The following is a 12,823-nucleotide window of genomic DNA, read 5'->3' as shown; positions in this document are numbered from 1 at the left end:
CCCTCAGTGTCCGGTCTTCGGGTTGTACGTCGCGGACTGCACCGGCATGGAGATCTTCACCGTGCCGGACTTGGCGAAGTGCAGCGCCACCGACACCTTCTCGCCCTGCTTCGGCCGGTGGGTGAGCTTTTCGAACATGAGGTGGTTGCCGCCGCTGGCGAAGTCGAGGGTGCCGTCGGCGGGCACGGTGAAGGACTTCTCCTCCTCCATCGTGCCGTCCTTGGTGGAGTGCAGTGTGATGTCGTCCGAGAGGTCGCTGGTGACCGAGGTCAGGGTGTCGGCGCTGCCGGAGTTGGTGACGATGAAGAAGCCGGCGGCCATGGAGTCCATGCTCGGGGCGGGCATGTAGGCGCCGGTGACCTTGAGTTCGGGCTTGGCCGAGGTGTTGGCGGAGCTGTCCGCGCCGCACCCGGCGAGTGCCAGGGTCGCGATGGTCAGCGCGGCGGCTCCCGTCCGACGATGCCTCACGGGTTCTGTCCCTTGATGAGCTTGGGGAGATCCTTGATGTAGTCGTCGACGGTGGCGTCCTCGCCGTACAGCACATAGCCCCCGTCGGTCTTCGGCGAGAACGCGATGACCTGGGTGCCGTGTACGGAGACGAGCTTGCCGTTCTTGTCCTTGGTGGTCGGCTCGATGGAGATGCCGAGGGTGCGGGCGCCGGCCTGGATGGTGGCGAAGTCGCCGGTCAGGCCGATGAAGTCGGAGTCGATGCCCTTGAGCCACTCGCGGAGTGCGGCGGGGGTGTCGCGGTCGGGGTCGGTGGTGACGAACACGACGCGGAGCTTGTCCTGCTCGGCCTTGGGCAGCGCCTTCTTGGCGACGGCGAGGTTGTTCATCGTCAGCGGGCAGACGTCGGGGCAGTGGGTGTAACCGAAGTAGATCAGCGTCGGGTCGCCCTTGGTCTCCGCGCGGAGGTCGTACTTCTTGCCCTCGCTGTCGGTGAGTACGAGGTCAGGCTTCTCGAACGGCTGGTCGAGTACGGTCGCGGCCTTGCCCGAGTCGGCCTCGACGGACACGTCGGCGACCGGCTTGTTGCTGTCGTCGCCGCTACCGCAGGCGGAGAGGGTGAGAGCGGCGGCGGCGAACAGGGCGGCCGCGGCATACGTCTTCTTGCGCATACAAAAATGTCCCAGATGTGAGGAGCCCGGTGCGCACCGGGGTCGTACGACGGCCTGTACGGCGATGTCGCAGACCTCCGGCGCGCACCCGAGAGTGCGATGAGCCTCAGGCGCTGGTGCGCCGACGGCCGGCCAGCACGCCGTACGCCACGCCCGCCGCGCCGACGACGATGCCCACGACGCCGAGCACGCGCGCGGTGGTGTCACTGCTGTCGGTGGAAGTCGCGGCGACCTCGGTGGTCTCCGCGTGCTCCGCGGAGGCGCCGGAGGCTTCGACCGAGGGGCTGGCGGTGTCGGTGGAGGCCCCGTGGTGGCCCTCCTCGCTCGCCGCGCTGAGCGCGAGCACCGGAGCCGGGTTCGCGGGCTCCTCGGCGCCTTCCTTCTGCTCCTCGATCCAGCGGACGACCTCCTTGTCGGAGTACGTCTGGATCGCCTTGAAGACGAGTTCGTCGGCGTCCTCGGGGAGCGCGCCGATGGAGAGCGGGAACTTCTGGAAGAAGCCCGACTCGATGCCCTTGCCGGTGGCGGTCCAGGTGACCTTGGTGACGGCCTCGGAGATCGACTCGCCGTGCAGTTCGACCGGCTTGTCCAGCTTGGACTTGGTGACCTTGGCGGTCCAGCCGGCGATCGGCTCCGGCATGACGGAGGCGAGCGGGTGGTCGGTCGGGAAGTTCACCTCGAGCTTGGTGGTCGAGGCGTCGTCGCGTTCGTTGGGGACCTTGAAGTTGACCGTGGCGTATCCGCCCTTGGCGGCTTCGCCCTCGGGCTGCACGCTGACGTGCGCGAAGGCGGGGCCGGACAGGACGAGGACGGCCGAGGCGGCGACGGCACCGGCGGCGGCGATACGGGAAACCTTCATGACAGGAAGCACTCCACTGTGAGTCCGACGAGGTCGGATGGGATCCGGTGAGCTGGGGCGCGCGTGGTGCGCGATGCGCGTGCGGAAAGAGCCCATGGGGCGCCCCTGGGGGCGTCGAGAACGCGGGCACGCGCGTGTGCCGCACGACGGCAGCCCCTCGGTGGAGTGGTGCGTCGCGTCAGGCGGTGAGGACGAGCGCGGTGGAGGACGGCGGTCCGCGCCGGACGACGGTGTGCTGAAGTGCGGTGGTACGGGGTTTCGGCGGCGAGGGCCGTGCGGGGCGCGGAGTGCGCGGTGCCGCGCCGGGCGTACCCGGAAGTCCCGTGCGCAGGGCGCGTACGAATGCGAGCGCGGCGCGCAGGGAACGTACGAGAGCCCCCTCTGTGACCCCGTGCGCCGACAGTCGGATGAGACGCAGCAGGGCCATGTCGCCGCGGCGCAGCACCCATCCGGTGGCGACGGCCGCGAGGACGTGGCCGAGCAGCATCGGCAGGGAGGGCAGCACGGACATCGAGGAACCGGCGGCCGACATGGCGTCCGTGGGGTGGTACATGGACTGCGTCATGCCCGTGTCGAGCCGGGCGTCGGCGAGGACCTGTTGGGCCTGTGCGGGGCTGATCGCCGCCGCGGTCGCGCCGCACAACAGGCGCGCGGCGCGCTCGACGGCCGAGGCGTCGGCCATGACCATGCCCGACGCCATGCCCGACGTCATTCCTGACCCGGTACCTGACCCAGCGCCCGCCCCGGTGGTCGACGCCATGGCCGACCCCATCGTCGTACCGCCGTGCTGGCCGAGCCCGAACAGCGTGTGCAGCACGGTCTGGCCGGTCGCGAGGACCGCCGCGATGCCCGGAAGTGAACGCTCGTGTCCCGCCAGCGGCGCGGCGACGGCGAAGACCGCGAGGAAACCGGCGGCCAGCGTCCACGGGGGGACCGTGGCGGAGGAGGCGAGCACATGACCGGCCGCGGCCAGCACGACGCAGACCGCGGCGAACACCGCGGCCCGGAGCATCCGGAGATCGCATCCGGAGCGCGCCGTGCGCTTGTGGGGGGCAGTCATGGCGGGCTCATCATCGCACTGGGCTTACCCGTTCCCTACGGCAGGTCCACAAGATGACGATTGGTCCGGAGAACGGTGATCAGGGCGACCGTCTCTACTTGGATCCCTATTTGGATCCCTACGTGGAAAGGTCGGTGTCATTCGTGCCGGCCGTGTGTTCCGAGGGGTCCCCGCCGCCTGCACATACACCGATTCCTGTCACCCGCGCATCCGCCGTATGGGCGGCATCACGTCAAGTGGGCGGTTGCGCACGTGTGGTTGCGGCAATACGTAACGGTATGTCGAGCCGCGGCCGGGAGGCTGGAGCATGAGCATCTGGTGGTCACTCCATTTGCGGCGTGAAGCTGCGAGCGTCCCGCTCGCCAGACGCCTGCTGCTCGGCACGATGGAGACCGCGGGCGTCGACCCGGATGTCTCCTTCGACCTCTCCATCGCGCTGAGCGAGGCCTGCGCCAACGCCGTCGAGCACGGCGGCGACACCGCACGGGGCGGCTCCTCCGAGGCCTATCGGGTGACCGCCTACCTCGACGGTGAGACGTGTCGCATCGAAGTCGCCGACTCCGGCCCGGGTTTCCCGTCCGGCAGTGTCACCCGCACCCCGCTCCGTCCGGTTCCGGCCCGCAGCGACGCCGAGCACGGCCGGGGGCTGTGTCTCATCCAGGAACTCGCGGACCACGTCCAGATCGGCAACAAGCCGGGCCGGGGCGGCGCGGTGGTCAGCTTCGACAAGATCCTCAAGTGGAAGAAGGACGCGCCTTTGATGGCGGTTTAGTGAGCCAATGGGCAATGGCGGTGCAGTGAGCCCATAGTCAACTGACAGCGCTACCCCATGTCCTTGACGGGTAACGCCCCTAATTTTCCCAGCATGACGGGAAGCCACAAAGAGAAGACGATCACCCGGCGGCGCGCGATCGCGGTGACCGGAGGGACGGCAGCGGCCGGCGGAATCGCGGTCGCGGGATACCGGGCGGCGTTCGCCGACGAGACGACGGCCACCGCGGACGCCGAGACGTCGGCCTCGGCCTCGGCGAGCTCCACCGGCAGCGGCCAGTGCGTGCTGATGTCGAGCGTCACGGAGGGGCCGTACTACCTGGACGGCGCCCTGGTGCGGAAGGACATCACCGAGGGCAAGAGCGGCGTCCCGCTGACGCTGCGCATCACCGTTCAGGACACCACCGACTCCTGCGCCCCGGTCGCGGGCGCCGCCGTGGAGATCTGGCACTGCGACGCCTGGGGCTACTACTCCGGCTACACCACCGCCAACCCCGGCGGGTCCGCCCCCGCCGAGAGCGAGGACGGCTCGACCGCCAACGACAAGACGTACCTGCGCGGTTACCAGGTCGCCAATGCCAACGGGGTCGTCAAGTTCGAGACGATCTTCCCCGGCTGGTACACGCCGCGTACCTGCCACATCCACGTCAAGGTGCACACCGGCGGCGAGAAGGAGGACGGCACCTATGAGGGCGGCACGGTGAACTTCACCGGCCAGCTGTTCTTCGACGACGACGTCGCCGCGGAGATCTTCGCCCTGGAGCCGTACTCCCAGCACTCCGGCAGCTACACCGAGCTCGCCGACGACATGGTGTACGAGGACAACGGCGCGGCCGGTGGTCTGCTGACCCTGAAGGCGGTGCACAAGAAGGACCCGTCCAAGGGCTACAAGGGGTCCATCGTCCTGGGCATCGACCCCGACGCCGAGAGCACCGGCGCGGGCAGCGGCGGCGGTGGTACGCCCCCGAGCGGTACCCCGGGCGACGCGCCGACCGGTACGCCGCCGAGCGATGCCCCGAGTGACAGTGCCTCCCCGTCCGCCTCGGCGTCCTCGTAAGGTACGCCCATGAGGAGCGGCGAGGACGAGACGCTGGCGCGGGCCGCGGTGGACGCGCTGACCTGGCAGCTGGAGCTGACTCCCAAGCCCGGACTGCCCGACCCGCGTGATCTAGACGCCCGAGTCACCCGCCAGGACCACCGCGCCCTGCGCTGGTCGGCCAAGGCGCTGGCGCCCGGCCTCGCGGCCATGGCTGCCGCCGCTCGCCGCAGCGGTGGGCCCACGCCCGAACTCCGCGCGGAACTGGGTGCGATCGGCCGGTCCACCGAGCACTCGGTGGCCCTCGCGGGCGGCGGACACCGCGGCGCCACGTGGGCCCTCGGGTTCCTGGTCGCCGCGGCGGCCCTGGAACCCCGGGCCACCGGGAGCGACGTCACCGCGGCCGCCAAGCGGATCGCGGCGCACCAGGACCGGCGGGCGCCGCGGCGGCCCTCCCGGGGATCGTCCGTCTCGGCGAAGTACGGCGCCCCCGGGGCGCGCGGCGAGGCGCGGGCGGGATTCCCGCACGTACGCCGTGCGTTGGACGCGCTCGCCGCCGCCCGTGCGGCCGGCGCGTCCGAGTCGAACGCCCGGCTCGACGCCCTCCTCACGGTCATCTCCACCCTCCAGGACACCGAGTTGCTCCACACGGCGGGCCCGCAGGGCCTGCGCCATGTCCAGGCGGGCGCGCGCGGAGTCCTCGAAGCGGGTGGTACGTCCACGGAGGCGGGCCGCGAGGCCCTGTCCGCCCTCGACGACGACCTCCACGCGCGCGCGTGGAGCCCCCGTGGCAGCGGAGGGCTGCTCGCGGGGGCCCTGTTCGTGGACTCGCTGCCGGTGGTGGTCAGTTCACCGGCACGGGCTGCCTGACGGGCTCCTTCGAAGGACCGGCGATGGTGGTGGCGGTGGCGCTCGCCCACCGCGTCGCCGGTCCCATCGCGTACGAGGCCGCCAGCATCACGGCTCCCAGGAGCAGCCATCCCGGCGTCCCCCAGCCCACCAGCAGCGCGGTCAGGACGAGGGGGCCCATGGTGCGGGCCACCGTGACACCGGTGCCGAAGAAGCCCTGGTACTCGCCCATGCGGTCGGACGGAGCGAGGCCGAAGGCCAGCTGCCAGGAACCCGCGGACTGCTGCATCTCGGCGAGGACCTGCAATGCCGCGCCGGCCACCAGCGCACTCACCGCGACCCACGCCGAGACACCGGACGACAGGGCGAAGACCGCGCAGGACGCCAGCATGACGAGCCCGGAGCGGCGTATCGCGCGCGTGGCGGACGCGAGGCCCGTGACACCGCGGGCCATCCGTACCTGGAAGACCATCACCGCACCCGTGTTGAGCACGAACAGCGCGGAGACCAGCCAGGCGGGCGCCTCGGTCCGTTCCGTGATCCACAGCGGGATGCCGAGGCTGAGCAGCGGCATCCGCAGCAGCAGCACGGTGTTGAGGAACGTGACCAGTACGTAGGGGCGGTCGCGCAGAACGCCGAGGCCGTGACCGCGGTGCACGGCGGCGGGTGACACGGCCGGCAGTCGCAGCAGCAGGGTCGCGCAGAGCAGGAACGTCACCGCGTCCAGCGCGAACACCCCGAGGTACGCGGTCCGCGTCCCGGCGTTCAGCGCGAGTCCGCCGATGCCCGCGCCCACCGCCAGACCGGCGTTGAGCGTCGACTGAAGATGCGCGAGCAGCCCGGTCCGCTCCGCGGCCGGGATCAGCCCCGCCAGCAGCGCCTGCCGGGCCGCCGCGAGCCCCGACTGCGCGGACGCGTACGCGCACGCCGCCAGGACGAACGGGAGGAAGCCGCGTACGACGAGGAAGGACGCCACCGCCGCCGCGGTCGCCAGCGCCAGCAGCACCGCCGTGCCGCGCGGCCCGCGCCGGTCGGCCAGCCGTCCCAGCGGCACGCCCACCAGCGAGCCGACCGCCCATGCGACGGTCAGCCCGAGGCCCACCCGCCCGGGGGCGAGACCGACGACGTGGGTGAAGTACAGCGCCGATGTCACGTAGTAGGCGCCGTCTCCGACGGAGTTGGCCAACTGGGCCAGGGCCAGGACACGCTGCGGACCCGCGGGCGGGACGAGGGAGTTCGTCATGAGGACGACACTAGAAGCACAGTGGACCCCATTACAGGCCCAATCCGAGCACCGATTCATGGCCCAATTCGAGCGCACCCGGAGAGGCCCGTCAGCTGGTCTCCAGCACCCGCCTCAGCTGGTCTCCAGCACCCGCCCCAGCGCCTCCAGCGCTTCCGGATAGGCCCGCTCCCGCGGTGTCCCGTACCCGACGACCAGACCCTGCGCGCGGTGGTCGCCGTCCGGCGCGTGCCAGTGCTCACCGAGGTGTCCGACCGCCAGCCCCTCCTCCGCCGCCCGCGCCAACGCCTCGGTCTCGTCGGCCACTTCCACCAGCGCGTGCAGCCCCGCCGCGATCCCCCGTACGCTCCGCCGCACCCCCAGGCGGTCGACCAGCTGGTCCCTGCGCCGCCGGTACCGCAGACGGCACGCGCGTACGTGCCGGTCGTACGCGTGACTGTTGATCATCTCGGCGAGGGCCAGCTGCCCGATGGACTCGGTGTGATGGTCGCTGTGCAGCTTGACGTCGGCCACCTCGTCGACGAGGTGGGGCGGCAGCACCATCCAGCCGAGCCGCAGCGCGGGCCCTAGCGTCTTGGAGGCGGTACCCAGGTAGGCGACCTGCCCCGGTGCCATCCCCTGGAGGGCGCCGACCGGCTGCCGGTCGTAGCGGAACTCCCCGTCGTAGTCGTCCTCGATGATCAGTCCGCCACGCGCGCGTGCCCAGTCGGTGAGCGCCCGCCGCCGCTCGGGGTGCAGTGTCACGCCGGTCGGGTACTGATGGGCGGGTGTGACGACCACGGCGTCCGCGTCGGTCAACTCACCGGCACAGGCTCCATGTTCGTCGACCGGCAGCGGCACCACCCGCCCGCCGCCCCGCCGCACCACGTCCCGGTGGAACGGCAGCCCGGGGTCCTCCATGGCGAACGTCCCGCCGTCCAGCACGCGCGCGAGGAGCGCGAGCCCCTGCACGTACCCGGAAGTGATCACGATCCGCTCGGGCGGCGCGAGCACGCCCCGGGCCCGGCCCAGGTACTCCGACAGCGCCGTCCGCAGTTCGATGCGACCGCGCGGATCCCCGTAGTCGTACGCCAAGGAGGGCGCCGTCGCGATCGCCCGCCGCAGCGCCCTCAGCCAGGCCGCCGCCGGGAACGTACCGACGTCCGGGCTGCCGGGGCGCAGGTCGAAAAGGGGGGCACGCGTGCGCGTGGGCGTGTTCGGCGCCGCCGCGTCGGCCGAGGGCAGCGACGCGACCGCCGTGCCCGATCCCTGGCGTGAGGTCAGGTAGCCCTCGGCGACCAGCTGGTCGTACGCCGCCTTCGCCGTGCCTCTGGACACGCCCAGCTCGACCGCGAGCCGTCGGGTCGCGGGCAGCCGGGTACCCGGCGTGAGCCGCCCGTCGCGCACGGCGTCGCGCAGGGCCCGTTCGAGCCCCGTTCTGCGTCCCGCGGTCGCGTCGGGCTCCAGATGCAGGTCCACACCGACGCCGGACCAGAAGTCGTCCACTAAAGCCGCCCCCTAGGTACACGAAAAGGCACACGAACAGGCCCACGTACAGGCACGCGAATGGCCGGGCACCGCAACAGGTACCCGGCCATCAATCTCGTATCAGCTCTTGAAGAGCAGTGTTTCAGCTCTTCAGGGCGGCCATCCACGCCTCGACCTCGTCGGAGCGCCGCGGCAGGGCGGCCGACAGGTTCCGGTTGCCGTTCTCGGTCACCAGGATGTCGTCCTCGATCCGCACGCCGATACCGCGGTACTCCTCCGGCACCGTCAGATCGTCCGCCTGGAAGTACAGGCCGGGCTCGACGGTCAGGCACATGCCGGGCTCCAGCGTGCCCTGCACATACGTCTCGGTCCGCGCGGCCGCGCAGTCGTGGACGTCCATGCCGAGCATGTGGCCGGTGCCGTGCAGGGTCCAGCGGCGCTGCAGGCCCAGCTCCAGGACGCGCTCGACCGGGCCCTCGACGAGCCCCCACTCGACGATCTTCTCGGCCAGCACGCGCTGCGCGGCGTCGTGGAAGTCGCGGTACTTGGCGCCCGGCTGCACAGCCGCGATACCGGCCTCCTGGGCCTCGTACACGGCGTCGTAGATCTTCTTCTGGATCTCCGTGTACGTGCCGTTGACGGGCAGTGTGCGCGTGACGTCGGCGGTGTAGAGCGTGTGTGTCTCGACGCCCGCGTCGAGCAGCAGCAGGTCCCCGGATCGCACGGGACCGTCGTTGCGCACCCAGTGCAGGGTGCACGCGTGTGGTCCTGCGGCGCAGATCGAGCCGTACCCGATGTCGTTGCCCTCGACCCGCGCGCGCAGGAAGAAGGTGCCCTCGATGTAGCGCTCGCTGGTCGCCTCGGCCTTGTCGAGGACCTTCACGACGTCCTCGAAGCCGCGCACGGTCGAGTCGACGGCCTTCTGCAGCTCGCCGGCCTCGAACTCGTCCTTGACCAGCCGGGCCTCCGACAGGAAGACCCGCAGCTCATTGTCGCGCTCGGCGGTCACCTTGTCGGTGAGCGCCGCTTCGATGCCGGCGTCGTAGCCGCGTACGACCCGGACCGGACCGGTGGCCTCGCGCAGCGTGTCGGCGAGTTCGCGGACGTCCGAGGCGGGGATGCCGTACAGCTGCCCGGCCTCCGTCAGGGAGTGGCGGCGGCCGACCCACAGCTCGCCCTGGCCGCTGAGCCAGAACTCGCCGTTCTCGCGGTCGGAGCGCGGCAGCAGGTAGATCGTGGCCTTGTGGCCGTCGCTGGTCGGCTCCAGGACCAGGACGCCGTCCTCGGTCAGGTTGCCGGTCAGGTACGCGTACTCGACCGAGGCGCGGAAGGGGTAGTCGGTGTCGTTCGAGCGGGTCTTCAGGTTGCCCGCGGGGATGACCAGACGCTCGCCCGGGAAGCGCGCGGAGAGCGCGGCACGGCGGGCGGCGGTGTGCTCGGCCTGCGCGATCGGCTCCAGGCCGTGCAGTTCCGTGTCGGCCCAGCCGGCCTTCATGCTCTCGGCCAGCTCGTCGGACACGCCCGGGTACAGGCCGTTCTTGCGCTGCTTGATCGGCTCTTCGGGAGTCTCGTCCGGGGTCTCCGGGTTGAGCTCGTCCGCCACGGTCTGCCTCCTTGATACGACTCTGGACCCCCACCATCGTACGGTCGTACTGAAGGGGGTCCAGAGCCGGAAGACCTGTTACGTAGGGCTCACTCGAAGCGCGTTACTTACGGCTCACTCGAAGCGCGCCGCCAGAAGTACGACGTCCTCCTCGGAGTCCGCCTCGTCCAGCCCGTCCGGCAGCACACTCCGTAGGACGTGATCGGCGAGTGCGCCCGGGTCGTCGCGCAGTGTCCTGGGGACGCTCGCCGCGGCCGCGTGCAGCCGGGCGAAGGCGCGGTCCATGGGGTCGCCGGTGCGGTGCAGCAGGCCGTCCGTGTACAGGAGGACCGTCTCGCCGGGCTCGGCGCTCAGTTCGACGCTCGGTGCCTCCCAGCAGGCGAGCATGCCCAGGGGCGCCGACAGGGAGGTCTCCACGAACTCCGTGCGCCGCGGGCCGATCACCAGGGGCGGGCTGTGTCCGGCGCCGGCGAGCGTGATCTTGCGCTGGGCGGGCTCGCAGAAGGCGAAGAGGGCGGTGGCGGAGCGGGCGGGCTCGGTCAGCCGCATCAGCAGTTCGAGGTCGGACAGGACGGCGACGGGGTCCTCGCCCTCCATGACCGCGTACGCCCGCAGGGACGCCCTCAGGCGGCCCATCGCGGCGACCGCGCTGGGCCCGGACCCGGTGACGGAGCCGACCGCGAGGCCGAGCGCGGCGTCGGGCAGCGGCAGCGCGTCGTACCAGTCGCCGCCGCCGCGCGGACCGGTGCGGTGCCGGGCGGCGAGCTGGACGCCGGAGACCCGGGGCAGCCGGGAGGGGAGCAGCTCCTCGGACATCGTCGTGAGGCACGCGCGCGTGCGCTCCAGTTCCAGCAGTCGTGCCAGGTGTTCGGTCGCGTGCCGGGCGTAGCGGCCGATGAGGTGACGCTGGCGCTCGACCGGTTCGGCGGGCTCGTCGTAGAGCCATACGGCGGCGCCCAGGCGGCCCGCGGCGTCCGTGGACAGGGGCAGTGCGTAGCTCGCCGCGTAGCCGAGCTGTGCGGCCACCTCGCGGTGGCGGGGGTCGAGGCCGTCCTCGGAGAACAGGTCGGGCTGTGTGATCTCCGCCTCGCCACCCGGCAGTCCGGCCGCCGTGTCGAGGAGTTTCCCGTACGCCGTACAGCTGCGCGGGATCGTCTCGATGTGGCCGAGATCGGCTCGCGCGAGGCCCAGTCCGATCGTGGTGTCCGGGCCGAGTCCGTCGCCCGGTTCCATGACGACGAGACCGCGCCGGGCGCCCACGAGGGCGGCTCCGGCGCGCAGCAGTTCCTCGAGTGCGTCGCTCAGTGTCGCGGTGCGTGCCAGGCGCTCGGTGAGTTCGTGGAGAGTGGTGAGATCGGAGACCAATCCGGCGAGACGATCTTGGAGATCGGCTCCGGGGCCGGTGGAAGAGGTGGCCGAAGGGGTGACCGTGGTGGCGGACCTCGGTGCGACAGTGTGTGCGGGCGACGGAACCGTGGAATCGATTCCGGCCACTTTCGGAAGGTGAGGGGCAGTCATGTCATCCGGCTTTCCGACCGGTGCGTATTGCTCAATAGCATCGCAAACCCCCATGTCGTTCTGCGCCGCAAGCAGTGTCTCCACATGTACACGCACTCGTGAGGGGATGTCCAGCATTGTCCTGCCGGGATTCCTGGTGTCCGTGAGACCGGCGGTAACCCTTGCGGAAATGTAAAGTTGGCTTAAAACTGACTCGGGTAACGGCTTATTGAGGTCGACTGGCCTAGTTCGACGGAGCGTCACAGCGGTCGTGATGGGTACGTACTCGGTGAAGGCCAGGGGCGATTGCGTATCGCCCGGAACCTGGCAACGGACCCGGGCGTCTTAACCACCGACGACCGTGCCCCATCCTCCCGTGGCGGAGGCGGCTAGAAATACACGGGACGGCAAAACGCCAGGCGCCGCCACCCCACGCCATGCCCATGATTCAGGCACAGCAGTACGGACGCGGACGCAGCCCGACGCTCGGCCCAGATGGGTTCCCCTTGCCTCCAGCAAGGGTGTGATGCGCCAGCAGGTACGCACAGTGAAGTGATCGACACATGATGTGAATGGTCCACAGTGTTGCCAGGCGTGCAACGGAAAGGAACGAGCGCTCATGCGCGAGATCCTCGGAAGGCGACGCAGGCTCCTGTCCAGGCGAAACAACGGGAGGACTGAGATGCTCAAGTCGGCCCTGACCTTCGCGACCGAATGGCAGTGGCCCGTACTCCCGGGTGTGGCGGCCGACCCGCAGGGGCGTGCCCGCTGCGGATGCCCTGACCCGGAATGCACGGTGCCCGGCGCCCATCCCTTCGACCCCGGCCTCCTCGCGGCCACCACCGACGAGCGCATGGTGCGCTGGTGGTGGACCAACCGGCCGACGGCACCGATCGTGCTGGCCACCGGTGAGAGGGCCCCCTGCGCGGTGAGCCTGCCCGCTCCTGCGGCGGCCCGTGCGCTCGCCGCGCTCGACCGCCAGGGCATGCGCCTGGGCCCGGTCGTCGCGGCCCCCACGCGATGGGCGATCCTCGTCGCGCCGTACTCCCTGGAGCAGCTCGGCGAGCTGCTGTACGCCAAGGACTTCGTCCCCGGCTCCCTCCGCTTCCATGGAGAGGGCGGCTACATCGCACTGCCTCCGTCGGAGACCGGTCAGGGCCAGATCCGCTGGGAGCGTGCGCCACTGCCCGGCTCGGCCGCGCCCTGGGTACCTGATGTGGAGGCCGTGGTGGACGCGGTGGTGGAGGCCCTCACTCGTACGGGTGTGAGCGCGCCCGAGTTGTAGGGGTGTCGGGCGCGCGGCGAACCGGGCGCCCGCCC

At 70.9% G+C, this 12,823-nt stretch carries 12 protein-coding genes; 4 read left to right on the top strand and 8 right to left on the bottom strand.

Features of this window, described 5'->3' with window-relative positions:
* Nucleotides 1-3: 3 nt before the first annotated feature.
* The 4 genes from AB0N66_RS29620 to AB0N66_RS29605 form a co-directional block, all read right to left on the bottom strand.
* Nucleotides 4-468 (bottom strand): copper chaperone PCu(A)C, encoded by a 465-nt coding sequence (locus AB0N66_RS29620; protein WP_365440701.1) that lies wholly within the window; start codon nt 466-468, stop codon nt 4-6.
* A complete protein-coding gene (locus AB0N66_RS29615) occupies nt 465-1,118 on the bottom strand; it encodes an SCO family protein (protein WP_365440699.1) in 654 nt (217 codons plus the stop codon). Before AB0N66_RS29615 ends, AB0N66_RS29620 begins: the two co-directional genes overlap by 4 nt.
* Before the next feature lie 106 nt (nt 1,119-1,224).
* Complete coding sequence (locus AB0N66_RS29610; RefSeq protein WP_365440697.1) at nt 1,225-1,977, bottom strand: YcnI family protein; 753 nt, start codon at nt 1,975-1,977, stop codon at nt 1,225-1,227.
* A 178-nt stretch (nt 1,978-2,155) separates the two neighbouring features.
* Nucleotides 2,156-3,037 carry a hypothetical protein gene (locus tag AB0N66_RS29605; protein WP_365440695.1) on the bottom strand — a complete coding sequence of 294 codons (882 nt, stop codon included), beginning with the start codon at nt 3,035-3,037 and terminating at the stop codon, nt 2,156-2,158.
* A gap of 307 nt (nt 3,038-3,344) precedes the next feature.
* Between AB0N66_RS29605 and AB0N66_RS29600 the strand changes: the two genes are divergently transcribed.
* The 3 genes from AB0N66_RS29600 (at nt 3,345) to AB0N66_RS29590 (ending at nt 5,714) form a co-directional block, all read left to right on the top strand.
* Nucleotides 3,345-3,809 carry an ATP-binding protein gene (locus tag AB0N66_RS29600; RefSeq protein WP_365440693.1) on the top strand — a complete coding sequence of 155 codons (465 nt, stop codon included), beginning with the start codon at nt 3,345-3,347 and terminating at the stop codon, nt 3,807-3,809.
* A 93-nt stretch (nt 3,810-3,902) separates the two neighbouring features.
* Nucleotides 3,903-4,865, top strand: coding sequence for an intradiol ring-cleavage dioxygenase (locus AB0N66_RS29595; protein ID WP_365440691.1), 963 nt, complete (start codon nt 3,903-3,905; stop codon nt 4,863-4,865).
* Between the two features lie 9 nt (nt 4,866-4,874).
* Nucleotides 4,875-5,714: a triphosphoribosyl-dephospho-CoA synthase gene (locus AB0N66_RS29590; protein WP_365440689.1), complete on the top strand. Its 840-nt coding sequence runs from the start codon at nt 4,875-4,877 to the stop codon at nt 5,712-5,714.
* Here AB0N66_RS29590 and AB0N66_RS29585 read toward each other — a convergent pair.
* The 4 genes from AB0N66_RS29585 to AB0N66_RS29570 all read right to left on the bottom strand — a co-directional run bounded on the left by AB0N66_RS29585 (nt 5,689) and on the right by AB0N66_RS29570 (nt 11,641).
* Complete coding sequence (locus tag AB0N66_RS29585) at nt 5,689-6,936, bottom strand: MFS transporter (protein ID WP_365440687.1); 1,248 nt, start codon at nt 6,934-6,936, stop codon at nt 5,689-5,691. The genes AB0N66_RS29590 and AB0N66_RS29585 overlap by 26 nt on opposite strands.
* A gap of 114 nt (nt 6,937-7,050) precedes the next feature.
* A complete protein-coding gene (locus AB0N66_RS29580) occupies nt 7,051-8,421 on the bottom strand; it encodes a PLP-dependent aminotransferase family protein (protein ID WP_365440685.1) in 1,371 nt (456 codons plus the stop codon).
* Between the two features lie 124 nt (nt 8,422-8,545).
* On the bottom strand, nt 8,546-10,006 hold the full coding sequence (locus AB0N66_RS29575) for an aminopeptidase P family protein (RefSeq protein WP_365440683.1): 1,461 nt from the start codon (nt 10,004-10,006) through the stop codon (nt 8,546-8,548).
* A 114-nt stretch (nt 10,007-10,120) separates the two neighbouring features.
* Nucleotides 10,121-11,641: a PP2C family protein-serine/threonine phosphatase gene (locus AB0N66_RS29570; protein WP_365440681.1), complete on the bottom strand. Its 1,521-nt coding sequence runs from the start codon at nt 11,639-11,641 to the stop codon at nt 10,121-10,123.
* A gap of 481 nt (nt 11,642-12,122) precedes the next feature.
* Between AB0N66_RS29570 and AB0N66_RS29565 the strand changes: the two genes are divergently transcribed.
* Nucleotides 12,123-12,788, top strand: coding sequence for a bifunctional DNA primase/polymerase (locus AB0N66_RS29565; RefSeq protein WP_365440679.1), 666 nt, complete (start codon nt 12,123-12,125; stop codon nt 12,786-12,788).
* The last annotated feature ends 35 nt before the right edge of the window (nt 12,789-12,823 follow it).

This window comes from Streptomyces sp. NPDC093544 (assembly GCF_040683495.1).
Classification (GTDB): domain Bacteria; phylum Actinomycetota; class Actinomycetes; order Streptomycetales; family Streptomycetaceae; genus Streptomyces.
The sequence above is the reverse complement of the archived record's forward strand: the minus strand, read 5'-3'. Positions and strand labels throughout refer to the sequence as shown.

What these genes read in the sequence shown, in the direction of transcription:
- AB0N66_RS29615 (WP_365440699.1), bottom strand. Translation starts at nt 1,118, where the DNA reads ATGCGCAAGAAGACGTATGCCGCGGCCGCCCTGTTCGCCGCCGCCGCT.
- AB0N66_RS29610 (WP_365440697.1), bottom strand. Translation starts at nt 1,977, where the DNA reads ATGAAGGTTTCCCGTATCGCCGCCGCCGGTGCCGTCGCCGCCTCGGCC.
- AB0N66_RS29605 (WP_365440695.1), bottom strand. Translation starts at nt 3,037, where the DNA reads ATGACTGCCCCCCACAAGCGCACGGCGCGCTCCGGATGCGATCTCCGG.
- AB0N66_RS29600 (WP_365440693.1), top strand. Translation starts at nt 3,345, where the DNA reads ATGAGCATCTGGTGGTCACTCCATTTGCGGCGTGAAGCTGCGAGCGTC.
- AB0N66_RS29595 (WP_365440691.1), top strand. Translation starts at nt 3,903, where the DNA reads ATGACGGGAAGCCACAAAGAGAAGACGATCACCCGGCGGCGCGCGATC.
- AB0N66_RS29590 (WP_365440689.1), top strand. Translation starts at nt 4,875, where the DNA reads ATGAGGAGCGGCGAGGACGAGACGCTGGCGCGGGCCGCGGTGGACGCG.
- AB0N66_RS29585 (WP_365440687.1), bottom strand. Translation starts at nt 6,936, where the DNA reads ATGACGAACTCCCTCGTCCCGCCCGCGGGTCCGCAGCGTGTCCTGGCC.
- AB0N66_RS29570 (WP_365440681.1), bottom strand. Translation starts at nt 11,641, where the DNA reads ATGCTGGACATCCCCTCACGAGTGCGTGTACATGTGGAGACACTGCTT.
- AB0N66_RS29565 (WP_365440679.1), top strand. Translation starts at nt 12,123, where the DNA reads ATGCGCGAGATCCTCGGAAGGCGACGCAGGCTCCTGTCCAGGCGAAAC.